The 23,102-nt window shown below is 65.5% G+C and carries 24 protein-coding genes and 1 tRNA gene; 12 read left to right on the forward strand and 13 right to left on the reverse strand.

Features of this window, described 5'->3' with window-relative positions; all coding sequences use genetic code 11:
- The first annotated feature begins 6 nt into the window (after positions 1-6).
- Positions 7-1,824, forward strand: a complete 1,818-nt coding sequence (locus IPF49_15875; protein ID MBK6289080.1) for a sulfotransferase — start codon at positions 7-9, stop codon at positions 1,822-1,824.
- Positions 1,825-3,812: 1,988 nt separating this feature from the next.
- Positions 3,813-4,373: a hypothetical protein gene (locus tag IPF49_15880; GenBank protein MBK6289081.1), complete on the forward strand. Its 561-nt coding sequence runs from the start codon at positions 3,813-3,815 to the stop codon at positions 4,371-4,373.
- Positions 4,374-4,649: 276 nt separating this feature from the next.
- On the opposite strand, the gene IPF49_15885 is transcribed toward IPF49_15880, so the two are convergent.
- The 3 genes from IPF49_15885 to IPF49_15895 form a co-directional block, all read right to left on the reverse strand.
- Positions 4,650-5,378 (reverse strand): cytochrome b/b6 domain-containing protein, encoded by a 729-nt coding sequence (locus tag IPF49_15885; protein ID MBK6289082.1) that lies wholly within the window; start codon positions 5,376-5,378, stop codon positions 4,650-4,652.
- Between the two features lie 139 nt (positions 5,379-5,517).
- Complete coding sequence (locus IPF49_15890; protein MBK6289083.1) at positions 5,518-6,048, reverse strand: diheme cytochrome c; 531 nt, start codon at positions 6,046-6,048, stop codon at positions 5,518-5,520.
- A gap of 44 nt (positions 6,049-6,092) precedes the next feature.
- Positions 6,093-6,530: a DUF1924 domain-containing protein gene (locus IPF49_15895; protein MBK6289084.1), complete on the reverse strand. Its 438-nt coding sequence runs from the start codon at positions 6,528-6,530 to the stop codon at positions 6,093-6,095.
- 134 nt (positions 6,531-6,664) lie between these two features.
- Here IPF49_15895 and IPF49_15900 point away from each other — a divergent pair, with 134 nt between their 5' ends.
- The 4 genes from IPF49_15900 (at position 6,665) to IPF49_15915 (ending at position 10,638) form a co-directional block, all read left to right on the forward strand.
- On the forward strand, positions 6,665-6,970 hold the full coding sequence (locus tag IPF49_15900) for a PepSY domain-containing protein (GenBank protein ID MBK6289085.1): 306 nt from the start codon (positions 6,665-6,667) through the stop codon (positions 6,968-6,970).
- Positions 6,970-7,629 carry a response regulator transcription factor gene (locus tag IPF49_15905; GenBank protein MBK6289086.1) on the forward strand — a complete coding sequence of 220 codons (660 nt, stop codon included), beginning with the start codon at positions 6,970-6,972 and terminating at the stop codon, positions 7,627-7,629. The genes IPF49_15900 and IPF49_15905 overlap by 1 nt, the downstream gene beginning before the upstream one ends.
- Before the next feature lie 2 nt (positions 7,630-7,631).
- Positions 7,632-9,035, forward strand: coding sequence for a sensor histidine kinase (locus IPF49_15910; protein ID MBK6289087.1), 1,404 nt, complete (start codon positions 7,632-7,634; stop codon positions 9,033-9,035).
- Between the two features lie 391 nt (positions 9,036-9,426).
- Complete coding sequence (locus IPF49_15915; protein MBK6289088.1) at positions 9,427-10,638, forward strand: acyl-CoA/acyl-ACP dehydrogenase; 1,212 nt, start codon at positions 9,427-9,429, stop codon at positions 10,636-10,638.
- 16 nt (positions 10,639-10,654) lie between these two features.
- Here the strand turns inward: IPF49_15915 and IPF49_15920 are convergent, their stop codons facing one another.
- From IPF49_15920 to IPF49_15935, 4 genes are all read right to left on the reverse strand, one after another.
- Positions 10,655-12,889 carry a TonB-dependent receptor gene (locus IPF49_15920; protein MBK6289089.1) on the reverse strand — a complete coding sequence of 745 codons (2,235 nt, stop codon included), beginning with the start codon at positions 12,887-12,889 and terminating at the stop codon, positions 10,655-10,657.
- 102 nt (positions 12,890-12,991) lie between these two features.
- Positions 12,992-13,546, reverse strand: coding sequence for a response regulator transcription factor (locus tag IPF49_15925; protein ID MBK6289090.1), 555 nt, complete (start codon positions 13,544-13,546; stop codon positions 12,992-12,994).
- Positions 13,536-14,798, reverse strand: coding sequence for a HAMP domain-containing histidine kinase (locus tag IPF49_15930; GenBank protein MBK6289091.1), 1,263 nt, complete (start codon positions 14,796-14,798; stop codon positions 13,536-13,538). The genes IPF49_15925 and IPF49_15930 overlap by 11 nt, the downstream gene beginning before the upstream one ends.
- Before the next feature lie 263 nt (positions 14,799-15,061).
- Positions 15,062-15,676 carry a cation transporter gene (locus tag IPF49_15935; protein MBK6289092.1) on the reverse strand — a complete coding sequence of 205 codons (615 nt, stop codon included), beginning with the start codon at positions 15,674-15,676 and terminating at the stop codon, positions 15,062-15,064.
- A gap of 323 nt (positions 15,677-15,999) precedes the next feature.
- Between IPF49_15935 and IPF49_15940 the strand changes: the two genes are divergently transcribed.
- Positions 16,000-16,668 carry a PEP-CTERM sorting domain-containing protein gene (locus IPF49_15940; protein ID MBK6289093.1) on the forward strand — a complete coding sequence of 223 codons (669 nt, stop codon included), beginning with the start codon at positions 16,000-16,002 and terminating at the stop codon, positions 16,666-16,668.
- Between the two features lie 155 nt (positions 16,669-16,823).
- Here the strand turns inward: IPF49_15940 and IPF49_15945 are convergent.
- The 3 genes from IPF49_15945 to IPF49_15955 form a co-directional block, all read right to left on the reverse strand.
- Positions 16,824-16,898, reverse strand: a tRNA-Arg gene (locus IPF49_15945).
- Positions 16,899-16,918: 20 nt separating this feature from the next.
- Positions 16,919-17,317 (reverse strand): PilZ domain-containing protein, encoded by a 399-nt coding sequence (locus IPF49_15950; GenBank protein MBK6289094.1) that lies wholly within the window; start codon positions 17,315-17,317, stop codon positions 16,919-16,921.
- An 18-nt stretch (positions 17,318-17,335) separates the two neighbouring features.
- Positions 17,336-17,962 carry a glutathione S-transferase family protein gene (locus IPF49_15955; protein ID MBK6289095.1) on the reverse strand — a complete coding sequence of 209 codons (627 nt, stop codon included), beginning with the start codon at positions 17,960-17,962 and terminating at the stop codon, positions 17,336-17,338.
- Positions 17,963-18,092: 130 nt separating this feature from the next.
- On the opposite strand from IPF49_15955, the gene arsS reads away from it, so the two are divergent.
- From arsS to IPF49_15970, 3 genes are read left to right on the forward strand one after another with little or no spacing between them, the layout of a single operon-like run.
- Positions 18,093-19,052, forward strand: a complete 960-nt coding sequence (gene arsS, locus IPF49_15960) for an arsenosugar biosynthesis radical SAM protein ArsS (protein MBK6289096.1) — start codon at positions 18,093-18,095, stop codon at positions 19,050-19,052.
- A 6-nt stretch (positions 19,053-19,058) separates the two neighbouring features.
- Entirely contained in the window at positions 19,059-19,736 is a 678-nt protein-coding gene (locus IPF49_15965; GenBank protein ID MBK6289097.1) for a TIGR04283 family arsenosugar biosynthesis glycosyltransferase, read from the forward strand.
- A gap of 1 nt (position 19,737) precedes the next feature.
- Positions 19,738-20,355: a TIGR04282 family arsenosugar biosynthesis glycosyltransferase gene (locus IPF49_15970; protein ID MBK6289098.1), complete on the forward strand. Its 618-nt coding sequence runs from the start codon at positions 19,738-19,740 to the stop codon at positions 20,353-20,355.
- Here IPF49_15970 and IPF49_15975 read toward each other — a convergent pair.
- The 3 genes from IPF49_15975 to flgA form a co-directional block, all read right to left on the reverse strand.
- The gene (locus IPF49_15975) at positions 20,342-20,803 is read right to left on the reverse strand and encodes a flagellar protein FlgN (protein MBK6289099.1); all 462 of its coding nucleotides are present in this window, start codon (positions 20,801-20,803) and stop codon (positions 20,342-20,344) included. The genes IPF49_15970 and IPF49_15975 overlap by 14 nt on opposite strands.
- A 64-nt stretch (positions 20,804-20,867) precedes the next feature.
- Positions 20,868-21,173: a flagellar biosynthesis anti-sigma factor FlgM gene (gene flgM / locus IPF49_15980; protein ID MBK6289100.1), complete on the reverse strand. Its 306-nt coding sequence runs from the start codon at positions 21,171-21,173 to the stop codon at positions 20,868-20,870.
- Between the two features lie 99 nt (positions 21,174-21,272).
- Positions 21,273-21,995, reverse strand: coding sequence for a flagellar basal body P-ring formation protein FlgA (gene flgA, locus IPF49_15985; protein MBK6289101.1), 723 nt, complete (start codon positions 21,993-21,995; stop codon positions 21,273-21,275).
- A gap of 269 nt (positions 21,996-22,264) precedes the next feature.
- Between flgA and flgB the strand changes: the two genes are divergently transcribed.
- Positions 22,265-22,663 (forward strand): flagellar basal body rod protein FlgB, encoded by a 399-nt coding sequence (gene flgB / locus IPF49_15990; protein ID MBK6289102.1) that lies wholly within the window; start codon positions 22,265-22,267, stop codon positions 22,661-22,663.
- Complete coding sequence (gene flgC / locus IPF49_15995; GenBank protein MBK6289103.1) at positions 22,663-23,100, forward strand: flagellar basal body rod protein FlgC; 438 nt, start codon at positions 22,663-22,665, stop codon at positions 23,098-23,100. Before flgB ends, flgC begins: the two co-directional genes overlap by 1 nt.
- Positions 23,101-23,102: the final 2 nt, after the last annotated feature.

Here is a 23,102-nt window from a genome sequence, read left to right on the forward strand (position 1 = left end):
CGTTAGATGAACGCCGCGCAAGCTCTTCGCCTGGTATTCCACCTCGGCCCCGGCAAGACCGGCACCACCGCGATCCAGAGCGCATTGCGCGCGCGCCGCGACGCATTGCTCGGGCAGGGCTGCTGGTATCTCGGGATGATGCTCGAGCACGCACCGGTGCAACGCTACCACTGGCAGAAGATCACCGGCACGCCGGAGTTCGTGGCCCTCGACAAACAGCTCGCCAACGCCCAGCTGCTGGAAGTGTTCCGCGCCAGCCTGCCGGCGATCCGCGAGGCGGGCTGCCATACCATCGTCTGGAGCAACGAGTGGTTCCTGCAGCGCACCGGTTTCGTGATCGACACCGTCAGCGCGCTGGCCGAATCCGGGCTGGAGGTGCAGATCGTCTCCTATGTGCGGCGCCACGATGCCTGGGCCCGCTCGGCCTATATCCAGTGGGGCATCAAGGACAAGCGCTATCCCGGCAAAACGCGCCCGTTCGCGCAGTGGCTGAAATACGAGGCGATGGCATTTGCCGCCCAGCTTGCGCCGTGGATCGAGCGTTTCCCGGAGCGTTGCGCGGTGCGCAATTTCGATGCGATCGCTGACGTGGTCGCGGATTTCCAGCAACTCACCGGACTCGATGGCGCGGGTCTCGAGAGCGTGCGCGTCAACGAGGCGCCTTCGGCCGAGGAACTGCTGCTGCGGGTGCTCGAGAACGATCGCGCCGCGGGCAGGGGAGCCGCGCCGGCGGCGCTGACGACGGTCCTCGAAAAGCTGCTGCCTGGCGCCGAGGAACTGGCGGCGGTGCGCGCGCACATGGCCACTGACCGCGCCGCGCTGAACCGCATTCTCGCGGACTGCGGCCAGCCGCCGCTCGATGATGCGCCGCTGTCGGCAACGCCACCGGCGATCGATGTCGAGCGGGTGCTCGAGCTCTCGCTGCAGCACACCGCGCAGCAGGCGCGCCGCCTCGCGGAACTCGAGCAGCATGCGGGCCCCAGCCCCGCGCAACCCGGCGCCCGCGCGCCCGATGCCGCAGCGTTGCGCCCGGTGTTCGTGATCTCCACCGGCCGCAGCGGCAGCACCCTGGTGCAGCGTCTGTTGAACTGCCATCCGGCGCTGGTGGTGTGGGGCGAGCATCACGGCTTTCTCGCCAGCCTGCTTGGCGCCTACACGCAGATGAGCAAACCGGGGCACCGCCAGGCGACGATGTTCGCACCCGGCCAGCAGGCGTGGAGGCAGCTGGTGCCGACGCTCGTTGATCCGGGCGCGGCGCTGGAGTGGGTGAATCCCTGTTCGGCGGAAGAATTCGCCACCCAGCTGCGCCAGTTCATCAGCGGCTATTTCGCCGGCCGGCTGGCGCCGGGGCAGCGCTGGGGTTTCAAGGAAATCCTCTACAACGCGCCTGCCGTGCTGGTGGCGCTGGCACGGCTGTTTCCGCAGGGGCGCTTCATCTTCGTCAAACGCGACCGCCTCGAGGTCACGCGCAGCAAGGTGCACGCCTTCGTGAAGGAGTCCAACTGGGAGCGCTTCCCGCCCGCGGAACAAACCCGCCGCATCCGTCGCATGCTGGGCGAGATCGACACCCAGTATCGCGCCTACGACGAATTCCTGGAGAAGCGGCCCGCGGCCGGTTTGATCGTTGAATACGAGCGCCTGGTATCCGCACCGCGGGAAGTCACGGCGAGTATGCTCGCGCATCTTGGCCTCGATGAGGGGAGCTACGACTGGAGCCTCGCGCAACAGGTGATGCAGCGCAACGTCGCCGCGACTCCGCCCGATGCAATGCTGACGCTCCTGGTGCGCGAAATTGCCACGCTGATGGCGACGGAACAGGCATGACGGAGGTGCCGCGCGTCTGTGTCGGGATTCGCAGTCATCGTTTCGGGCGCGCGGAGCGCGATCTGTACGCCGCGCTGCGCGAGTGCTTTCACGCCGAGGACATCTTCATCGTGCTCGACGAAACGGAGCAGCACGTCAGCGTCCCGACGGAGTTCAACAAGGTCGCTTTCGATCGTGCAGCGCTCGAGGCGCGCGCGCTGTTCGCCGAACATCCGCGCATCGGCTGGCTATGCGGCGATTATTTTTACTACGCGCTGCGCGCGGCGGTCGCGGCCGACCACTACTGGCTGATCGAGCCGGACCTGCGTTTTACCCACGCCCGGCTGCATGATTTCTTTGCACCCTTCGAGCGCGATCCGACTGCGGTGCTGTTGTGCCGCTTCGGCGAGCGGCAGCGCGGCTGGGACTGGTACGTCCCCGCGCTGATCATTGCCGAACAGGTCCACGGTTGCGCGTTCCCGCTCTCGCGTCTCGGCGCCGGCGCGATTGATCGCCTACTGCTCGAGCGCCAGCAACTCTCGGGGCGCTTCGGCGGCGCCGGGCTGAAGGCCGCGGTCTATCCGAACGACGAATCCTTCGTCGCCACCGCGGCGATGAAACTCGGGCTGAGCTGCGCCGACCTGTGCGCCGTGCAGCCCGCTGCCTTCGAGCATTTCTCGGTGCGCTTCCCGTACCTGTGGCCCGATGCGGCGGCCGAGATTCCCGATGGTTGCGTGGTGCATCCGGCGCTGTATGCCGATGATTTCGAGCAGGCTTTCAGCCGCAAGCTCGGCGCGGTGCTGAACGGGGCAGGGGAGTTGCGCCGCCTTGCGCGCCACGCCACCTGCGGCACCGACGCCACCCACAATGCGCGGGTGCAGGCACTCCTGCAGCAGGGCATAACCAACTGGTTCGCCCGCAACCATAAAAAGGGGACTAAAAAGGGGACGACTAAAAAGGGGACAGATTTATTTTTCGAGGAGAAAATAAATCTGTCCCCTTTTTGTACTCGTCACGAGATCCACGCCCGCGCCAAGGCGCCGCTGGCGCAGGCCGCGCCCGGCGATTTCGGGCTCGCACCCGGGGTGCCGATACCACTCGCAAAAAAGGGGACAGATTTATTTTCCGAGAAAATAAATCTGTCCCCTTTTTTGCCCTATTGCTTCGACTACGAGCGCGGTGAATTCCTGCTGGTCGATACGCCGCGCGCGGCACTCGACGAGCCCTTCCTGTACCAGGCCCAGTTCCGCCTCGCGGGCTCGGTGCTGCGGGTGCCGTTGCCGCTGATGCGCACGCTCACCGAAGGCGCAGCCGGTGCCGGGGACCAGGACCCGGTGCTGGTGTTCTCGATCGGTCGCTGCGGCAGCACGCTGTTCAGCCGTCTCGGAGCGGTCTCGGGGCTGGTGAGTTATTCGGAACCGGATATCTTTTCCGGCGTGGGGCGCTACCGCGACGATCCGCGCACCGCGGATATCCTGCATTGCGCGATGAGTGCGTTCGTTGCGCACGCGGGGGTGGCGGGTGAGCGCGTCTGCATCAAGCTGCGCTCGGGCACCAACGGCGCGATCGCGCAATTCATCGCGGCATTCCCGCAGGCGCGCTACATCTTTCTCAGCCGCAACCTGCGTGACTGGAGCCATTCGTTCATTGCGAAGTTCAACTGGTCACGCGAGCAGCTGCACAATTCGCTGCTCGCGGCGCACCGCGCGCTGCTGGCGCTGGAGAACGCGCGCATCCCCTACGTGGCGCTGCGCTACGAGGATTTCGCGCCGGAGCCGGAGCTGGTGTTCGGCGCGCTGACCGGTAGCGCCGAGCTGCCGGCACCGCTGCGTGCGGAACTCGCCGCGGCGGTCTCGCGCGATGCGCAGCAGGGCAGCCGCTTCGCCGGCAAGGCGGATGAAAAGCCCGGCGTCGCGGCGCGCGTCAATGCATTTCTGGAGACCTGGACCGGCAGTGCGCCGCCCGCGGCGCAGGCGCGTTTCAGCACCGATCCCGAGGCGCGCGTGGCGATCCGCGAGTTCGTGTTCATCCATATCAACAAGACCGGCGGCAGCAGTGTCGAGCGGGCGCTGGGCTTGCCGCTGGAACACCGCACCGCGCTGGAGAAGATCCGCGAGTTGGGGCGGCGCAACTGGGAGCGGCGTTTCACCTTCGCGGTGGTGCGCAATCCCTGGGACAAGGTAGCCTCGCATTACCATTACCGCGTGGCGACCAACCAGAGCGGGCTCGGCGAGGCGACGCCGGGCTTTTGCGATTGGGTGCGCCTGGCCTACGCGGAACACGATCTGCGCTTCTACGATGCGCCGCGGATGTTCATGCCGCAGTTGCGCTGGATCGCCGACAACGATGGCACCATCCTGGTCGACCAGGTCTGTCGCTTCGAGCACCTGGAGCGCGATTTCGCCACGGTGTGCCTGCACCTCGGGCAGCGCCTGGAGCTGCCGCACGCAAAAGCCTCGGCCCGCCCGACGGGATCCTGGCGCGAGTTCTACGACGCCCCGACCCGTGACATCGTGGCCCAGTGTTTCGCCGAGGATATCGAGCGTTTCGGATACAGCTTCCTGGCCTGATAGCCGGATTTGCCTCTAAAAAGGGGACAGATTCTGATGTATCCCCACAAACATCGATTTGCAATCAACGAGTTAGCGTCTAGGCTTTAGCAAAAACGGGCTAAAAAGGGGACAGATTTATTTTCGGGCTAAAAAGGGGACTAAAAAGGGGACAGATTTATTTTCTGTTGGTGCCTTGGAAAAATAAATCCGTCCCCTTTTTGCGCCAGAAAAAATAAATCCGTCCCCTTTTTGCGCGCTTTTTGCGCTTCGTCCCCTTTTTGGAGGCGATCGCTCTCAGTCGTCATGTGCGTGAGCGCGCGAGATCATCGAGGCATAGCCGGGCAGCAGGCCCTTGGGGCTTTGTTGCCACTGCGCGGCCATGAAGACCAGCACCGCGCTCAGCAACAACATTGCCAGAACACCGTGATTGCGTTTTGCGAGGTCCGTTCCCGCGCCTTCGATACGCCCGCTCAGCATCGGCAGCGCCTGGTTCCTGCGCCGCAGCACACTCAGGCCCAGAAGCAGTGCGAGGTGGCTCAGTACCAGCCACAGGAAGGCTTCGCCGGCGAACTCGTGCAGTTCCTCCAGCCATTCACCGCCGAAGTCGTTGTAGATGGCGTAACCGCTCAGGGTCACCGGTACCACGGCTGCCAGAAGCGCCACGAGCGCGAGCGCCATCAGCAGGTTCTGGCCCTTGCGCCAGTTTAGGTTGCCGGGCGTGCTGGTCCTGAGCGATGACACCCATCCGGACAGGCCGCCGAGCCTGCGCCCCAGCAGCGCCAGCCGCGCCTGGCGCGGACCGACCAGGCCGTAGACGAGGCGAAATGCCAGCAGTCCGGCCAGCGTGTAACCCAGCGTGACATGCAGCATGCGCCAGTGTTCGCCGTCGGCGCTGGCATATGCGCCGACGAAACACAGCGCGAACAGCCAGTGGAACATGCGCATCGGCGCGTCGATGACCCTGCGCGTCGGGGCGGCCGTGGCCCGGCTCGGGAAGGGTAGCGTGGGGCTGGAAGTATTCATGTACAACTCCTGAAACAAAAAGGGGACCAAAAAGGGGACCCAAAAAGGGGACAGATTCCCAAAAAGGGGACAGATTTATTTTTCCGTTTTCCAGAAAAATAAATCTGTCCCCTTTTTGATAATGGGGAATCCGGCGGCTTCAATCGTCGTGGAAGGCGCGCTGGTAGCGCTTGTCCAGCCCGGGCGGGATGCGCAGGCGATCGTCGTCGAAGGAACCCCTGGCGGCCCCGGCATGGCAGGCGGCGCAATTCGCCGCGCTCTTGACACTGGCGTGTTGCCACACTGCCGGGTCGATCTCGCGGTGCTCGCGTTCGAACCAGGCCGAACGCGTGATGCGGTCCTCTGGTGGTGGTTGGCTGGCACGGCGGCTGGTGGCGGCATGCGCCTGCAGCCAGGCGTCGATCTGCTCCGCGGTCGGGGCATCGAGCGAAGCGTCGCTGCCGTAGTGCTGGTCCAGGCCGCCCATGATGCGGTGCCACGAACTGGCCGGCAGCATGCGGGTGGGGTAGGCGAGGTGGCAGGATTCACATTCCTGCTGGTAGGCTGGCAACACCTCGCGTGGCTGCGTGTGCTTGCCGTCGGCGTGGGCCACGCCAAGCAGGCCGAGCGACAGGGCGCCGGCGAATGCCAGGCGGGTGCGAATATGCGAGTGTGAAGATTCGGGCTTCATGGGTTGGCTCCTGGGTGAGCGGGAAAAAAATGCACGGTGGCGGTTCAGGGTTTGAGTCCGATCAGGTAGGCCAAGACATTGGCCTTCTCGGCAGTGCTGCATTCGCGCTCGAGAACATCGTTGCAGTTGCGCCGGAACCATTTGTCGATGTGGGCCGTGTCGCTGAATGCGCGGGCGTTGAAGGCCGGCGCCAGCGGTGCGATATCCTTGCCGGTGCTGGCGTGTTCCCCGCTTTTGACCGGCGGATTGCCGTGGCAGGAACTGCACGACCATTCGCCGCCGTGGCGCGCGTTGAAGAAGTCGCGGCCCTGCTCGGCATTGCCCGGCGTGCCGGCCTGCGCGCTCCAGCGCTCGAGCTGTTGCGCGGCGCTGGTGTCGCCCGCCATGGCAGGCAGGGTCAAGGTGGCTGCGGCCGCGCCGAGCAGCAGCGCCAGGCTTGGGTGGATGATCCGGGCCGATCGGGTGGCAAGAAGCTTTGTCATGGGAACTCCGGTTGATGGGGACGGGGCAAATGTTGGGCCCGCGGGCCTGTACCGGGGCTGAAAGTCGCGTTCATCCGGCGTTCAGGCGCCAGCGCGCAGCATGTGGGGACATCAACCACGGGAGGAATCGCCCGATGCGCAGGACCTTTGCCGTGTTGTTTGCGGTGCTGGCGCTGGCCGCGGGTGGTGTCGCCGGCGGGGAGCGCGACCATGACCGCGCGCGCGCTGCGCTGGAGGCCGGTGAGGTGCTGCCGTTGACCACCATCCTGGAGCGCGTCGCGCAGCAGCACCCGGGCCAGGTGCTGGGGGTTGAACTCGAACACGAGCGCGGCCGCTGGATCTACGAGCTCAAGCTGCTCGAAAGTGACGGTGTGCTGGTCGAACTGGAGGTCGATGCAAGCGACGCAACCGTTCTCGAACACAGCGTCGAACACGACTGATGCGCATCCTGGTGGTGGAGGACGAGCCGCGGCTGGCGGCGCAATTGCGCCAGACGCTGAAAGACGCCGGCTACGCGGTGGATGCGGCCGCCAACGGTCGCGATGCCTGGCAGATGGGCGCCGTGGAGACTTATGATGCGATATTGCTCGACCTCGGTCTGCCGGTGCTCGATGGCCTGAGCGTGCTCAAACGATGGCGTCTCGAGGGCCTCAGCACTCCGGTGCTGGTACTGACCGCTCGCGACCAGTGGCACGAGAAAGTCGCGGGAATCGATGCCGGGGCCGACGACTACCTGGCCAAGCCCTTCCACAGCGAGGAACTGCTGGCACGGCTGCGTGCGCTGATCCGGCGCGCCCGGGGCCTGGCCTCGCCGGTGCTGCATTGCGGTCCGGTGAGCCTCGACACGCGCAGCAGCCGGGTCACGCTGGATGGCCACCCGGTGCCCATGACCAGCCATGAATACCGGGTGCTGGCCTACCTGATGCACCATCCCGATACCGTGGTCTCGCGCGCCGAACTGACCGAACACATCTACGCCCAGGACTTCGACCGCGACTCCAACACGATCGAGGTCTTCATTGCACGGCTGCGCAAGAAGCTGCCACCGGCCATGATCGAGACGGTGCGCGGCTTGGGTTACCGTCTGGCGCTGCCGTGATGATGCGCCAGGCAGCGTCGCTGCGGTTGCGGCTGCTGGGCTTGACGGCGCTCGGCCTGAGCCTGGCGCTGCTGCTGGCCTGGGCGATGCTCGGCGAGCTGTTCCGCGCCGAGGTGATGCGCCAGTTCCGCGTCTCCCTGGAACAACAGCTGGACCAATTGACCGCGCGGGTGGGATTCGACGCCCGCGGTCAGCCGCTGGTCGACGAGGCCAGCTTGTCCGATCCACGCTGGCAACGACCGTATTCCGGGCTGTACTGGCAGATCAACGATGCCGACCAGGCGGCTTTGTTGCGTTCGCGTTCGCTGTGGGACGCAAGCCTGGCCAACGCCGCCGACGACCCGGGTGACGGTGCGGTGCATGCGCATGCGGCAGCGGGGCCGCAGGGGGCGCCCTTGCTGGTGCTGGAGCGCGTCGTGCGGCCGGTGGAATTTGCCGGTCTGCGCTGGCATCTGCTGGTGGCGGCCGACACCCGGGCCGTGCAGGATTCCGTGATGCGATTCCGCGGCGTGCTGGCCCTGTCGCTGGCCGTGCTGCTGACGTTGCTGTTGCTGGCGGCGTGGGCGCAGGTGGCACTGGGTCTGGCGCCGCTGCGTGCGCTGCAGCGTGCATTGGTGGCGCTTCGCGAGGGGCGCACGCGCAAACTGGAAGGGCCGGCGCCGGCCGAAGTGCAGCCGCTGGTCGACGGATTCAACGCGGTACTCGAGCACAACGATCAGGTCATGCAGCGTGCGCGGCAGCAGGCCGGCAACCTGGCGCACGCCGTCAAGACGCCGCTGGCGGTGCTGGGGCAGGCGGCCGAAGCGCTCGTCGCGAGCTCGCCGCACGCCGCTTCCGCGGCAAGCGATGGTGGTCTTGCGCGGCTGGTGCTGGAGCAGGTGGTACTGGCGCGGCGCCAGGTTGACTGGCACCTTGCGCGCGCCCGCGCCGCCGGTGGACAAGGGCTGCCAGGCCAGCGCGTCGTGCTGGAGCCGGTGCTGCGCGCGTTGCTGCGAGTGATGGAAAAGGTGCACGCGGCGCGTGCGCTCGAGCTGCGCTGCGCGCCCATTGGCGCCGACCTGGTGTTTGCCGGCGAGGAACAGGATCTGCAGGAAATATTGGGCAACCTGCTCGACAACGCCTGCAAATGGGCGCGCACGGTGGTGTCGATGGAGGCGCGGCTGGAGAGCGCTGCGCTGCCCGCACGGTTGCTGATCACGGTGCAGGACGACGGGCCCGGCATCGCACCGGAGCAGCGCGACGCGGTGCTTGCGCGGGGTGCGCGCATCGATGAGTCGGTACCCGGTTCGGGCCTGGGACTGGCGATCGTGGCCGACCTGGTGATCGCCTACGGAGGCACGATCGCGCTCGACCCGTCGCCGCTGGGCGGCCTGCAGGTGGTGATCCGCCTACCGGCGGCGGCATGAGCCCTCTAAAAAGGGGACAGATTTATTTACTGCGTGCGGCCCGGCGCAAGGCGATTGCTGCTTCGCTCACTGGACTGGCGGCCCTCCGGGCTGCCCTCTCTCCGCCCGGAGCCTGCTGCGCAGTCTCCGGTCCTCGCTCGGCGCTGGTCCTTTATCTTCGCTACGCAGCAACCGCCTTGCGCCGTGCGGCTGGCTTGGCGTATTGAAGAAAATAAATCTGTCCCCTTTTTGCTGTCCCCTTTTTGCTTGTCCCCTTTTGGGAGATTACCGATTCATTGCCATCGCGAATTGCGGTTGACCACCTGCCGCGGGGCGTCGTAGCCTCTGGCCGACGATGCAACCAGTACCGCGGCACACCCTGCGGCGGCAATCACGATCAGGGGAGACGGTGATGACATTGCCCGATATCGATGTCGAATTGAGTGAGGAGGACCTAGCGATCCGCGAGACCTGCCACAAGTTCGCACTCGAGGTGCTGCGCCCCGCAGGCCGCGAGCTCGACCGCCTGCAGGATCCCGCACGGGTCATCGCGAGCGATTCGCTGCTCTGGGATGTCTTTCGCCAGTACCGCGAACTGGGGCTCGGCGCGGTCTTCGCCGACACCACGATCGATTCGCTCGCAAAGGCACGCATGATGTGCGTGATCAACGAGGAGCTGTCATGGGGCGACGTGGGGCTCGCGATCAGCCTAGGGCTGTCGCATTTTCACCAGCCGTGGATCGAGCAGAGCGGCGATGCGGCGCTGCACGCGCGCTTCTGCGATCCGGCGCGGCCCACGATCGGCTGCTGGGCGCTCACCGAACCTGACCACGGCAGCGATACGGTCGCATTCACCGAACCCTGCGTCACCAATCCCGCGGTGCGCGCCAACTGCATCGCGCGCAAGGACGGCGAGCACTACGTGATCAACGGCCAGAAGGCGGCGTGGGTCTCCAACGGCAGCATCGCCGATATCGCGGTGCTGTTCTGCACCCTGGATCCCGCGCAGGGATTCAGCGGCGGGGCGGTGATACTGGTGCCGCTCGATGCGCCCGGCGTCGATCGCCCCGCTCCGCTCGACAAGATCGGCCAGCGCTCGCTGAACCAGGGCCAGATGTTCTTCAGTGATGTGCGTGTTCCGGCCTCGCACCTCGTGGTGGGACCGGAGTTCTACCCGATGGCACTCGAGGGAATGCTCTGCCACGGCAACGCCGGAATGAGCCAGTTGTTCATCGGCGTGGCACGCGCGGCGCTCGATCATGCGCTGGAATACGCCGAGCAGCGGGTGCAGGGCGGACTGCCGATCTCGCGCCACCAGAGCGTCCGGGCCCGGCTTTTCAAGATGTTCATGAAGGTCGAGGCGGCGCGCTCGCTGACGCGTCGCACGGCGCTTTATCTCGCGGTCAAGCCGCCCTCGATCCAGCACGCGATCGCGGCCAAGGTGTTCGCCACCAACACCGCGTTCGAGGTCGCCAGCGAGGCGCTGCAGATCTTCGGGGGCAACGGGCTGACCCGCGAGTACCCGGTCGAGAAGCTGTTGCGCGATGCGCGCGCCTCGATGATCGAGGACGGCTGCAACGAGATGCTGGGCCTGATCGCCGGCGCGCGGCTCCAGGGCCACTGAGCCGCCCGCCAGGCTGCTAGAACTTCAGGGTGATGCCGGCGTTGAGCGAGCGGCCCATTCCGGGAACCGCGATTCCCCACGGGATGCCGTTCATGCTCATCGTCATGCCCTGGCCGGTATAGGCGCCACCGAGCGGCATCGAGTAGAACTCGTCGAACACGTTCTCGATCGCAAGGTCCACGCGCAGCCGCGACCATGAGTAGCTGGCGTTCAGGTTCAGCAGCTCGTAGCTCGCGGTCGGGATCTCGTTGCGCACATCGGAGACATCGTCCTTGCCGTCGACGATCAGTACCTCGATCGAGTTGTCCCAGCCGCCGAGGCGCTGGGTCAGCGCCAGCCTGGCGTTGAGCGGCATGATGTTGTAGAGATCGTCGCCGCTGTCGCGGTTCTCGCCGTCGGTGTAGTTCACGATCGCCTCGATGCCGAGCTCACCGGCGCCGGTTTGCGCGATCGTCATCCGTGCGGAGACGTCGATGCCGTAGAGGCGCGCCGACTGGTTCTCGTAGCCGAGCACGTTGAAGCGCTCGGTGACGAATCCGGGTCGTGCAACCGCGTCGATGTAGTCATCCACGCGGGTGTAGAACGGCGTCATCCGCAGTTGCCGCGACCCGTCGCCGGAGTGCCAGTCGAGCGCTGCGGAGAAGGTGTCTGCCTGCTCGGGATCGAGGTCGAGGTTGCCGATGTAGCCGTTGCCGTCACCGACGAAGTTGTTCATCGTCGCCGCCATCGCCCAGCTCGACCACGGATAGCGCTCGTAGAGGTTCGGCGAGCGCACCTTGTGCGCATAACCGAACTCGAGATCGAGCGTCGTGGATACGTTGTAGCGTGCGAGCGCGGAGGCATCCCAGTTGTTGTCGTCGCGATCATGGTCGCGGGCATTGAACGCGGTGCTCTCGAGGTACTGGCCCCCGGGCGCGCTCGGCACGGTGCTGTAACCCTGGACATCGCCCGCGTCCGCCGCGACGCGCTCGTAACGCAGCCCGAGAGAGCTCATCCAGCGGCTGCCGTGATGTGACTCCCATTCGCCGAACAGCGCGCTGCGATCGCGCTCGCCGTCATGGATGTTCCAGAATGTTCCCGGACCCATGCCGCCGCCGGAGGCCGGCCACCAGTCGTCGAGATCGTAGCCCTGGTACTCGGCGCCGACGCGCAGCAGATCATTGGGCGAGAGGGTGATGTCGGTGCGCACCGAGGCGCCGGTGGTCTCGCTCTCGGTGTGCATCGGCATCCCGCCGGCGCAGGTTCCGGTGGGGTCGTTGAAGAAGCCGATCGGCGAACACGGCGTTCCCATGCCCGATCTGGTGCCGTACCAGAAGCGCTTGTCGGGGCCGAAATCCATGAAGTGCTCGACCTTCTCGCGATACGCGCGCGCCTCCAGCGTGAAGCCGTCGAACTCGCCGATATAGCGCAGGTTGAGGCGCCGCTGATCGTTGTCGAGCAGATCCATGCGTTGGTTCGGGTAGAGTTGGTAGGGCATGTCCTGGTAGCCGAGGCTCAGCTGCAGCAAATGATCCTCGTTGCGCAGCGCAACGCTCAGGTTGTGGTTGCGCGTTTCCCAGGCGGTGGAGCCGACCTCGTCGAGATCGAGCGTATGGCCGGGGCGGCCGGTCTCGTAGGTGGTCTTGAATGCGTCGCCTGCCTCGTAGTTGTCCGCCTTCGAGGTCGCGCCGCCGTAAGACACCGAGACGTTCTCGCTGGCCCAGGTCGCGGCGAGGTTGCCCGATCTGACATTGCCGTTGCTGCGGTAGAACGCGCCGACCTCGCCCTGCAGCAGATTGCCCTCGCCGGGCGCGGCGAACAGCGGCGCCGCGGTATCGGCCACGATCGTCGCGCCGATGCTGTCGCCGCCGACGCTGACCGGCGCGATGCCGGCGTAGACCCGCAGCGTGCCGACCTGTGCCGGGTCGAGGTAGGACAGGGCCGGGTTCATGTGGTTCGGGCACGAGGCGATCAGGTCCATGCCGTCGACCTTGATCCGCAGCCGGTCGTCGGCGAGACCGTGCACCGTCGGCAGGCTGGACACACCGCCGGCGCCGTAGGCGTGCACGCCAGGGATGTTCTGCAGCATCTTCGCGGTGTCGCTGGAGGATGCGCGCATGCGCGCGAGACTCGCGCCATCGACGGTGTAGGCCCCGACCGCCCGTGGTGCCTCGAGCCGGGTGCCGCGCACTTCGACTTCCTCGAGCTCGCTCGTGGCCGCAGGATCGGCCAGCGCGCCCGGAATCTGCGCGATCGCGATCAGAAAGCTCATCCGCTTGATTTGCATGCTATTTCCCCGACGTTCAAAAAGGCCGCGAGTGTGGCCGAAGAACTGCGTCCCGGGAATGCGACATTTTGTCGCGTCGCTGCGTTGTCAGCTGCGCAGCGGGCGTTTCTGCAGTTTGCGCTGCAGGGTGCGGCGGTGCATGTTCAGGCGGCGCGCGGTCTCGGAGATATTGCCCTCGCACTCCTGCAGCACCTTCTGGATATGTTCCCACTCGAGGCGGTTCACCGACAGCGGGCGCTCGGGAATGTCGACGCCGGCATCGCCCTGGTCGCGGTGGAACGCGGCCTGGATCTCGTCGGCATCGGCCGGCTTGGCGAGGTAGTGCACCGCGCCGAGCTTGATCGCCTCGACCGCGGTGGCGATCGAGGCATAGCCGGTCAGCATCACGATGCGGGTGTTCTCGTCGAGCTCCTTCAGCGCGCGCACCAGTTCCAGCCCCGAGGCGCCCGGCATGCGCAGGTCGATGACCGCGAACTCGGGCGGATCCTCGCGCGCCAGGGCGATTCCCTGCCCGCTGTCGAGGGCGACGCGCACGTTGTAGCCGCGGCGCTCGAAGGCGAGCGCCAGCACCGAGCCGAAGATCTCGTCGTCATCGACCAGCAACAGGCTCGGGCGCTCGAGCGCGGCTTGCTCAGCGTTCATCGACGATCCGCAGCGCGGCGAGTGGCAGCCGCACCCGGCAGCAGGTGCCGCCACCCTGGCGCTCGATCAGCCGGGCCTCGCCGTCGAAGCGCGCGAGTGTGTGCAGGCTCAGGAACAGCCCGAGCCCCATGCCCTCGTGCTTGGTGCTCACCCCCGCGGTGCCGATGCGGCCCTCGAGTTCGGGCGCCACGCCGCTGCCGCGATCGCAGACTTCGATGGCGAGTTCGTCGGCGCTCCAGTGCGCGGTCACCGTCACCGCCTGCGGCGAGGCGTCGGCGGCATTGTTGAGTACGTTCAGCAGGGCATGCTCGAGGGTCTGTTCGATCACCAGCCGCGGTGCCGGCCGTGTGCCTTCGAGAACCGCTTCGAGCTGCACCTCGGGGCGCCCGCCGCGCCAGCGCTCCAGCAGTTCGCGCAGCCAGTGCTCGAGATCGCGCGCGCTGCCCGATTCGGCGCGCCAGCCGCCGGCACTCGCGGCCAGCGAGCCGAGGATTTCCTTGCAGCGCGCGACCTGTCCGCGCAGCAGTTCGAGGCGCTGTGCGCCCAGCGCTTCGCCGGGCTCGACGTCCTTCAGCACCACGGCCAGCGTCGACAGCGGTGTCGCGAGTTCGTGCGCGGCACCCGCGGCCAGCGTTCCCAGCGCCAGTACGTGGTCTTGCTGCAGTTGCTGTTCGTGCAGTGCGGCGATCATGTGGTCGCGATCGCGCACCGAACGTCCCATCCGCACCCCAAAGCCGGCGATCAGCAGGGCGCTGAATGCGAAGCCGAACCACATGCCGAGCTCGTGCAGGCCAAGCCCGACCGCGCCCCCGCCGTGTCCGGAATGCACCGCCGGCAGGGGCAGGTGAAAATAGCTGAGCAGGGCGTAGCAGCTCATCGTCAGCGCCACCATCGCCCAAGCGTAGGAGCCCGGCAGCGATATCGCGGTGAGCGTCAGCGACAGGAGGTAGAACGGGGCGAAGGGGTTGCTGGCCCCGCCGGTGAGATACAGCAGTACGGTCAGCGCGAGCACTTCCAGCGTCAGGTGCAGGAACAATTCGCCATCGGCGACGGCGCGCTGGAGGCGCAGGCGCAGCGCTGTGAGCAGGGCCAGCACTGCAACCGCGGCGAACAGCATGAGCAGCGGCCGCAGCGGCAGCATGAGCTTCAGCCGTGTCAGTACGAGCCAGGCCATCAGCATTTCCGCGCCGAGCACGATCATCCGCGCGCCGTTCAGGCGCCGGAGGTTGATTGCGTTGCTCGATGGGGGCATTGGCAGGCTCATCGACGCATTGTAGGGCTCTAAAAGGGGACAGATTTATTTTTTCGAGCGGCCCGACGCAAGGCGGTTGCTGCTCCGCTCACTGGACTGGCGGCCCTCCGGGCTACCCTCACTCAGTCCCGAGCCTGCTGCGCAGTCTCTGTCCCTCGCTCGGCGCTGGTCCTTTATGTTCGCTACGCAGCAACCGCCTTGCGCCGTGCGGCTGGCTTGGCGTGCTGGGAGGGGAATGCAGGGAGGGGATTTATCCTGATTCGTCAGCTTACTGCACGAAGCTCTGCCGTGGCTGATGAAATGACTCGAATCGAAGAACGTATCAACAACCATACGAGACCTAGTGCAACCAAAATATCGGGCCAACCCGAACCGGTGATCCAAACCGCTCCAGCCGCGACAAAAACCGAGAGATTTGTTGCGATATCGTTTCGTGAACACTCCCACACCGAACTCATGTTTACATCGTCGTGCCGATGCCGCCAAAGCAGGTAAAGACAGAGTGCGTTTGCGACGAGACCGAGAAGACTGAACGCGCCCATGATCTCGAAGATGGGGACGCTTGGAACGAAACCCTTGTAGGCAACCTGGGCAGCCACGACACATGCTGCCAAGAAAATCAAGCCGCCTTTAAACAGCGCGACCTTGGCCTTTACGGCGGCTCCCCTGGAAACAGCGTACAGGCTAAGACCATATGTCAAAGCATCTCCAAGGTTATCAAGGCTGTCCGCGAGCAGTGCCGTTGACTTTCCATGAAGCGCGGCCACCGCAATAACCAGAAACATCATGGCATTGACGCCGAGCACAATTCTCAGCGTTCCCCGCTGTCTCTCGCCAAGGGCGTCAACAGCGCAACTGTCATTACAGCAACCACTCATTTCCTAAACCTCATTGGCAACCCAACGACTAAGCTCAGCCGCGGCGGCCGAGGAGCGAAGCGACGACACCGACGTCGGCTGGAACGAGTTGTTGAACCAAGCCGCTACGCGGTAGAAACAAATCATCAACTGATTCTGAATGTAAACAGTGCAAAAAGGGGGGGGCGGGCGCCGGAACGGGTGGCGCGAAGGCTGATCACAGCCGCAAATGCGCGGTTTCGGGGCATAGTAAGCACGTCGAAAAATTTTACATATGGGTTCTACGAGAAACCTGAAACATTCTCTATCTATCTGGTTTATAAACATTTTCCTTTTATGGCCTGATGCTTGCTTTGTTTAGGGTGAGTTTGACGTCATGGAACCGAAGGGAAGATACGCAGATGTTCAACTACCTCAAGCACACCGTCGCAGTCGCTTTGACTATGGCCAGCGCTGCGGTAATGGCCAGCCACATTGACCTGACCGACCCGGCATCGCTTGGTGCAGTCAGCGTGTCGGCGTTTGGTGGCAACGTCACCAGCAATACCAGTGCCAGCGAGCGCAGCGGTTGCGTTGCGGCGGGTGCGGGTCTTGCGTGCCTTGGTGACGGCGTTGGCATCGGCGATGACGAAGTGACCTTCGGACGGGAAGTCCTGACGGTCGATCTCGGCAAGGCCTATCGCGTCAACAGCGTCGAGTTTCTCGATGTCTTCAACAACGCGAACGAGGGTGGCAAGTCGGAGCATGCGCAGTTCAGCATCGATGGGGGTTCGATCTTCGATGCGTTCCGCGGCGCGGCTGATGGCAGTGGCGACAGCATCGGTGGTTACCTGATGTTCAGTCTCTCCCAGCCGGTTGTCGGGCAGACGCTGCGCTTCTTCACCACGAGCAATGCCCGGAGCGATTTCTCGGTCGCACGCATCAGCGTGTCCGAAGTACCGCTTCCCGGCACCCTCGGATTGCTCGGTCTGGGCCTGGTTGGTCTCGGCGCGGTTCGCAAGAAGCACGCCTGAGGCCGGTCCGAGCTGAAAAAAACCCGCTTCGGCGGGTTTTTTTTAAAGAATTCGTCACGAATAGCCCTTCAGCGAACCTGAAATCAGCGGATGGCACGACGCAGCAAGCGCCTTGCGTCTCGGGCTGCGCTCACCGGTGACGGTTACGAATTATCTGGTGCCCCCAGCAGGAATCGAACCTGCATCTGAGTCTTAGGAGGACCCCGTTCTATCCATTGAACTATGGGGACATGGCGCGCCGGGCGCCATTCTAGGGATCGGCTTCGGGGTGCGCAAACGCGGCGCCGAGCTGGAGGCAGAATTCCTCGAGCCGCGCGGCGCCGTCATCGCGGAACTCGCGGAACTCGAGCCCGATCTCGCAGCCCGTTGCGGATATGCGCCGCAGGTGCGCGATGCCGCATTCGACGTGAATCCGGGCCGCGCCCGCCATGAATCCCACCTGCAACCCGACCGGCAGATGGCGCAGCTCGCGGGCGACGTTTGGCAGCAGCGCGGCGACATCGGCGGCCGCTACGCACGCCAGCAGGCCGGAGTGCGAGATATTGCATACCGTTGCCGCGAAGCCCTTGCCATCGGCGCGCAGCAGCCGCGCCTCGATCGCAACAGCGAAACGCGGAGCGAAGCGGCGATCGGTCGGGGGCAGCGCCACCGCGGCCCGGTCGGTGCGCTAGGCGCGGTGCACGCTTGCCGCCGCGGACGGACGCGCCTTGACGCTGTCGTACCAGCGCATGATGTTGCGATTGTTCGGGTCGAGCGGCTGGCCGACACTGGCGCCAAAATCCACGAAGCAGAACAACAGGATATCGGCCAGCGAGAATCGCTCGCCGGTAATGAATGGCGCGTTGCCAATCTGGGCGTCCAGCCAGCGCAGCCCGCGCTGGGCGATTTCCTTCAGGTCCGCCGCTGCGTGCGGAATGCAATGCATGCGGTCCCTGAACATCGGCAGGCCTTCGGCAAAGCGAAAGCCGTTGGTCATCGGTTCGGTGATATTGAGGTCGATGCGCCGGGTCCACATGCGGGTGAGGGCGCGCTGCGCGGCGTCGGAGCCGATCAGCACCGGCTCGGGGTGAAGCTCCTCGAGGTATTCGCAGATCGCGGTGACCTCGCTGATCACCTGCCCCGAATCCAGCACCAGTGCCGGCGACTGTCCACCCGGGTTGACCCGCAGGTATTCGGCCTGGCGATTGGCGCCCTTCATGATGTCGATTTCCTCGCGCACGATATGCACGCCCTTTTCGGCGATGAACATGTTGACGACGCGGGGGTTGGGGCCAATGGACTGGTAGAGTTTCATGCATGCGGCTCGCGGTTGCGGATGAGAGCGGGTGATTCTGCGGTAGCGCGCGGCGCGAGATCAAGTCGCGACGCTTGCGCGTGATGCCGAATCGTGATGTTCTGCGCGCTTTATCGAGGAGAGTTCACCGATGCAGGATACCCGCCCGCTGCTGCTCGCTTCCGCGTTTCCGGCCATCGAACGGCTCGCGGTCGACACGCTGCAGTTGAACCTCGGCTATCGCTGCAACCAGAGCTGCACCCATTGCCACGTCAATGCCGGGCCCACGCGCACCGAGACGATGGAGCTCGAACAGATCGAGCGGGCGCTCGCGGCGGGGCGCCGGCACGGCATAAAGACGGTCGATGTCACCGGCGGGGCGCCCGAGCGACACCCGCGTTTCCGCCACTTGGTGCGCGCGGCACGCGCCAGCGGGATCGCGGTGATCGATCGCAGCAACCTGACGGTCCTGCAGGAGCCGGGGCAGGAAGACCTCGCGGAATTTCTCGCCGCCGAGCGGGTCGCGGTGACGGCCTCGTTGCCCTGTTATCTCGAGACCAATGTCGATTCCCAGCGCGGGCACGGCGTTTACGCGCGCAGCGTCGCGGGTTTGCGCCGTCTCAACGAGCTCGGCTACGGCAAGGGTGGAGAGCTGGTGCTGAACCTGGTCTACAACCCGCTCGGGCCGGTGCTGCCGCCGCCGCAGCAGGTGCTGGAGCAGGATTACAAGCGCGAGCTGCTGGCGCGCTTCGGCATTGTGTTCGATCGCCTGCTGACGCTGACCAACCTGCCGGTCAGCCGCTTCGGCGCGGTGCTGCTGGCGCAGAACCAGTTTCACGATTACATCGCGCTGCTCAAGCATAATTATGTCGAGCACAACCTCGCGGAGGTGATGTGCCGGCGCCTGCTCAGCGTGGACTGGCGCGGTTTCGTGTACGACTGCGATTTCAACCAGATGCTCGACCTGCCGCTGCTCGCCACTGACCGGCGCCTGCATCTGCGCGACCTGCTCGACGAATTGCCGCTCGGCGCGTCGATTACCACCGGCGAGCATTGTTTCGCTTGCACGGCGGGGCAGGGCAGCAGTTGCTCGGGGGCCCTGGCGGCCTGATTGCCGATGCGCCTCGGCATCGTGATCCCCGCGCGCGACGAGGCCGAGACCTTGCCGCTGCTGCTCGCCGACCTGCAGTGCCTGCGCGCGCCCGATGTCGAGATCATCGTGGTCGATGGCGGCAGCCGCGATGCAACGCTCGCCCGGGCCGAGGGTCTTGCCGACCAGCTGCTGACGAGCGAAGCAGGGCGTGCGCGCCAGCTCGCTGCCGGAGCCGCCTGTACGCACGCCGCAACGCTGGTTTTTCTGCATGCCGACACCCGGGTATCGCCCGCCGCGGCGCGCGCGATCGCGGCGCTCGGCGCTAGCGACGGAGGCTGGGGCTTTTTCCGCGTGCGCCTGTGCGGGCATTCGTGGCTGCTGCCGGTGGTGGCGTGCTGCATGTGGTGGCGTTCGCGTATCAGCGGCATCGCCACCGGCGACCAGGGGCTGTTCGTGAGCCGCGAATTGTTCGCTGCGGTGGGTGGCTACCCCGCGCAACCGCTGATGGAGGATATCGAGATCTGCCGGCGTCTCGGTGCCGTGATGCCGGGGCGGGCAATCGATATCGAGTTGCAGGGTTCCGGGCGGCGCTGGGATCGCGATGGCGCCTTGCGCACCATCGTGCTGATGTGGTGGCTGCGGTTGCGCTATTTTCTCGGTGCCAGCCCCGCCGCGCTGCACCGCCGTTACTACCGGACCTGAGATGCAGCAAGGCTGTTTTCTGCAGTTTGCCAAGGCGCCGCGCGTGGGGGCGGTCAAGACCCGTCTGCAACCGGTCCTGACGCCGTCACGCGCGGCTGCGGTGGCCCGTACATTGAGCGCGCGCGTTGCTTCGGCGCTGGATGCGGCGCCGTGCGGCTGGGATGTCTGTCTCGTTGCCGATGAGCCCGAAGATCCGTTCCTGCGCGAGCTCGCGGCGCGCCATGGCCGCGTTGTCCATGAGCAGGGCCCGGGCGATCTGGGGCAGCGCATGCAGCGGGCGCTGGCGCATGCGTTGCGCGACTACCCGGCAGCGATCCTGATCGGTAGCGATTGCCCCGGCTACGACCCTGCTTACCTGCTGGAGGCCACGCGAATCCTCGCGCGCACGGATGCGGTGCTGGGACCGGCGCGCGACGGCGGTTATGTGCTGATCGGGTTCAGCCGCATGCACGAGGCGGTGTTCGAGGGTCCGCGCTGGGGCAGCGACAACGTGCTCGCAGTGCAGCGCACACGGCTGCAGGCGCTCGGACTCGGCTGGGAAGAACTGCCGTCGCGCGCCGATATCGATCGGCCCGAGGACCTTTGGCAGCTCGGTGAGGATTTCGCTAGGCGCTGGTGATCGGGCGGTTGTCGCCGCAGGCGTGGGTACGCCCGCTGCGGTCGTAGACTCCGACCGGGGCGATCTGGCCGCGCAACAGCGCCAACATGCGGCTGGTAGTGCGGCTGCTGCGGTTGACGATGCGCTCGTTGATTTCCCCGAGTTGTGCGACTTCGTGCAGCCGCTCCAGCAACATGCTCCAGTCCTTGGCCAGCGCCGCGTCCATGCCGCGCAGCAACTCGGGCCAGTCATTGGCGTGCTGGCGCGCGAGCAACTGCCGGCGCTGCGCCTCGTTGGCATCGAGCGCCTGCAGGCAGAGCAGTTTCTGTTGCACGGTGATTTCGAGCTGTGCGGCATCGCGCGCGCTCAGCGCGGCACGCTCCTCGAGCAGCAGCTCGCGGAGTTGTTCCACGCCGTGGCGGTCGGATTCGATAATGGCACGCGCGGCCAGTTCAGCATCGGCTGGCATTCGATCACCCTCTCGAGCGGTCTGCGCGGACGGGGAATCGCCGCCTGGAAACCGCTTCGTCCTGTTACAGGTTGTCCGCTTCGATCAGCTTCCGGGCGACACGCTGGGAGTCGATCTGGTACTCCCCGCTGGCAATGGCATTGCGGATATCGCGCACCCGGTTCTCGTCGACTGCCGGTTGCGCGGCCAGCTTGCTGGCCGTGGTACGGATGAATTCGGCCAGACCGCTCAGTTCCACCGTGTCATCGCGTGCCACATCGCCGGTCCGGGCGGTGTTGCGGGCGCGCTGATCGGCACGAACCGCACCGGCCTCGCCCTGCCGGGCAGCGGTGGTCTCGCGCGAATTCAAACCCTTGATATCTGAAACCATGACACCTTGTCGTCGTATGTTGCCGATCCCCGGACTCGGGTGATCGATACCTGTATCGGCCACCCATTCTAGATCTTTAGCGCCGGTTACCGTCAATTGCTATGTTTCACCCTCGCCGGGCCCGGTCACCGTGACCTCGATGACCTTTTCGGATTGCAGGTTTCGTGCCCGGATGCGCTCGCCGTAGCGGCCGTTGTCGAGGGCCTCGGCATTGGCGCGCACCGCAATGCCGCCGTTGTGCGAGCTGATGCTGCTGCGGTCGCCGCGCCGTATCAGTATCGGGAACTCGACCACGCTCGCGGTGAGTACGGTATTTTCCGCGAGCGGTCGGCGCAGGTTCTTGCCGATGGCATCGTCGAGTCGGGTCAGCGCGGGAGAGCCCGGCGCCAGCACGTCACGGGCTTCGATCTTCAGGTCATCGGCCGTGAGCGAGTCGCCGCGCTGCAGGGCGCGCGCCGCCACCACCACGTTGCGGTAGATGCGCAGTTCCACCGGTACATAGATCGACCACGGGGTCGGGGCGGCGCAGCTGACCTTGGCATTGACCCGGCTCTGCTCGCGGCCAAGATCGGCCTCGACCAGGATCGGGTGATCGCAGGCCGTCATCCGCAGGCGCGAGTCGAGTGCGCCCGCGACCACTTCCAGGCGCAACGCGTCCTGGGCCATCGGTGCCTCTTCGAGTTGTCTTAGCACACGCTGTTCGACCAGGTCCACGATCGCGGTCGGCCCGATGCTGCTTTCGGCACCCCGCGATGCGCCGCTCGAGACCACGAGCAACAGCGCGAGGCCAAGCATCAGGATGGCAGGGGGTCTGGCGAGCATCGGCGACAGGTTTCCGGCGGTTGCGGGCTTCGGGAGCAGAAGGCAGCAATTCCCGTGCCGCTTGCCCCAGCGGCAGGCATGGCGGCTTTTTGCCGCAGCGCGCCTCGTTGCGGGCGGCAGGCAGCGGCCAGTGATTGCCGCCCAGGTGGCCACCGGTAGCCTGAAAAATAGCCCAACACCATGATAAAAAAGAATTTGTTTCGGGTGGCACAGGCGTTGCTTTATTTCGAGCGGTCCATGGCAACACTGCGCAACGGCGGCAATCACAGATGGCAATCAGTTTCGACTCCGCGCTGGGCGTTCATGAGCAGGCATTGCTCATCCGTGAACGCCGTGCCGAGATCCTGGCCACCAACCTGGCCAATGCCGATACCCCGTACTTCCAGGCCCGTGATCTCGATTTTCGCGCGCTGGTGAACCAGGCGCTCGATCAACGCAATGGCGCCGTGCTCGAGACCACCCGCAGCGGCCACATCGGCAACGCCTCCTTCAGTGATCCCGGTGCCCTGCTCTATCGCACCCCGATGCAGCCCTCGCTCGATGGCAACACCGTGGACAGCGATATGGAGATGGCCGAGTTCTCGCGCAACGCACTCGATTTCCAGGCCAGCCTGACCTTCCTGCAAAGCAAGTTCCGCGGGCTCAAAGCCGCGATCCGGGGTGAATGATGTCGATCAACGCGATATTTGACGTGGCCGCGACGGCCATGAGCGCCCAGAGCATCCGGCTCAACACGGTGGCGAGCAATATCGCCAACGCCCAGACCGCCAGCAGCAGCATCAACAGCACTTACCGCGGCCGCCATCCGGTGTTCGCGCCGCTCTATCGCAGCGCGCTTGCTGACGGGTTCACCGCCGATCCCTCCGCCGAGGCCGGGGCCGGAGTGCAGGTGCTTGGCATCGTCGAGAGCGATGCGCCGCTGCAGCCGCGCTACGAGCCGCATCACCCGCTGGCCGATGCCGATGGCTATGTCTATTACCCCAATGTCAACGTGGTCGAGGAGATGGCCGACATGATGTCGGCCTCGCGCTCATTCCAGATCAATGTACAGATCGTCGAGGCCGCCAAGACACTCGCCCAGCGCGTGCTCGCGCTCGGGCAATAACC

The organism is Gammaproteobacteria bacterium (assembly GCA_016705365.1).
Taxonomy (GTDB): domain Bacteria; phylum Pseudomonadota; class Gammaproteobacteria; order Pseudomonadales; family UBA5518; genus UBA5518.

Excerpts from the sequence above, each read along its gene's own strand:
- IPF49_15890 (MBK6289083.1), bottom strand. The coding sequence starts at position 6,048 with ATGAAGCCCGAATCTTCACACTCGCATATTCGCACCCGCCTGGCATTC.
- IPF49_15885 (MBK6289082.1), bottom strand. The coding sequence starts at position 5,378 with ATGAATACTTCCAGCCCCACGCTACCCTTCCCGAGCCGGGCCACGGCC.
- flgB (MBK6289102.1), top strand. The coding sequence starts at position 22,265 with ATGGCAATCAGTTTCGACTCCGCGCTGGGCGTTCATGAGCAGGCATTG.
- IPF49_15925 (MBK6289090.1), bottom strand. The coding sequence starts at position 13,546 with ATGAACGCTGAGCAAGCCGCGCTCGAGCGCCCGAGCCTGTTGCTGGTC.
- IPF49_15905 (MBK6289086.1), top strand. The coding sequence starts at position 6,970 with ATGCGCATCCTGGTGGTGGAGGACGAGCCGCGGCTGGCGGCGCAATTG.
- IPF49_15875 (MBK6289080.1), top strand. The coding sequence starts at position 7 with ATGAACGCCGCGCAAGCTCTTCGCCTGGTATTCCACCTCGGCCCCGGC.
- IPF49_15910 (MBK6289087.1), top strand. The coding sequence starts at position 7,632 with ATGCGCCAGGCAGCGTCGCTGCGGTTGCGGCTGCTGGGCTTGACGGCG.
- IPF49_15935 (MBK6289092.1), bottom strand. The coding sequence starts at position 15,676 with ATGAGTGGTTGCTGTAATGACAGTTGCGCTGTTGACGCCCTTGGCGAG.
- IPF49_15970 (MBK6289098.1), top strand. The coding sequence starts at position 19,738 with ATGCAGCAAGGCTGTTTTCTGCAGTTTGCCAAGGCGCCGCGCGTGGGG.
- IPF49_15920 (MBK6289089.1), bottom strand. The coding sequence starts at position 12,889 with ATGAGCTTTCTGATCGCGATCGCGCAGATTCCGGGCGCGCTGGCCGAT.
- IPF49_15915 (MBK6289088.1), top strand. The coding sequence starts at position 9,427 with ATGACATTGCCCGATATCGATGTCGAATTGAGTGAGGAGGACCTAGCG.
- flgM (MBK6289100.1), bottom strand. The coding sequence starts at position 21,173 with ATGGTTTCAGATATCAAGGGTTTGAATTCGCGCGAGACCACCGCTGCC.
- flgC (MBK6289103.1), top strand. The coding sequence starts at position 22,663 with ATGTCGATCAACGCGATATTTGACGTGGCCGCGACGGCCATGAGCGCC.
- IPF49_15940 (MBK6289093.1), top strand. The coding sequence starts at position 16,000 with ATGCTTGCTTTGTTTAGGGTGAGTTTGACGTCATGGAACCGAAGGGAA.
- IPF49_15955 (MBK6289095.1), bottom strand. The coding sequence starts at position 17,962 with ATGAAACTCTACCAGTCCATTGGCCCCAACCCCCGCGTCGTCAACATG.
- IPF49_15895 (MBK6289084.1), bottom strand. The coding sequence starts at position 6,530 with ATGACAAAGCTTCTTGCCACCCGATCGGCCCGGATCATCCACCCAAGC.
- IPF49_15930 (MBK6289091.1), bottom strand. The coding sequence starts at position 14,798 with ATGCCCCCATCGAGCAACGCAATCAACCTCCGGCGCCTGAACGGCGCG.
- IPF49_15975 (MBK6289099.1), bottom strand. The coding sequence starts at position 20,803 with ATGCCAGCCGATGCTGAACTGGCCGCGCGTGCCATTATCGAATCCGAC.
- arsS (MBK6289096.1), top strand. The coding sequence starts at position 18,093 with ATGCAGGATACCCGCCCGCTGCTGCTCGCTTCCGCGTTTCCGGCCATC.
- IPF49_15900 (MBK6289085.1), top strand. The coding sequence starts at position 6,665 with ATGCGCAGGACCTTTGCCGTGTTGTTTGCGGTGCTGGCGCTGGCCGCG.
- IPF49_15965 (MBK6289097.1), top strand. The coding sequence starts at position 19,059 with ATGCGCCTCGGCATCGTGATCCCCGCGCGCGACGAGGCCGAGACCTTG.
- flgA (MBK6289101.1), bottom strand. The coding sequence starts at position 21,995 with ATGCTCGCCAGACCCCCTGCCATCCTGATGCTTGGCCTCGCGCTGTTG.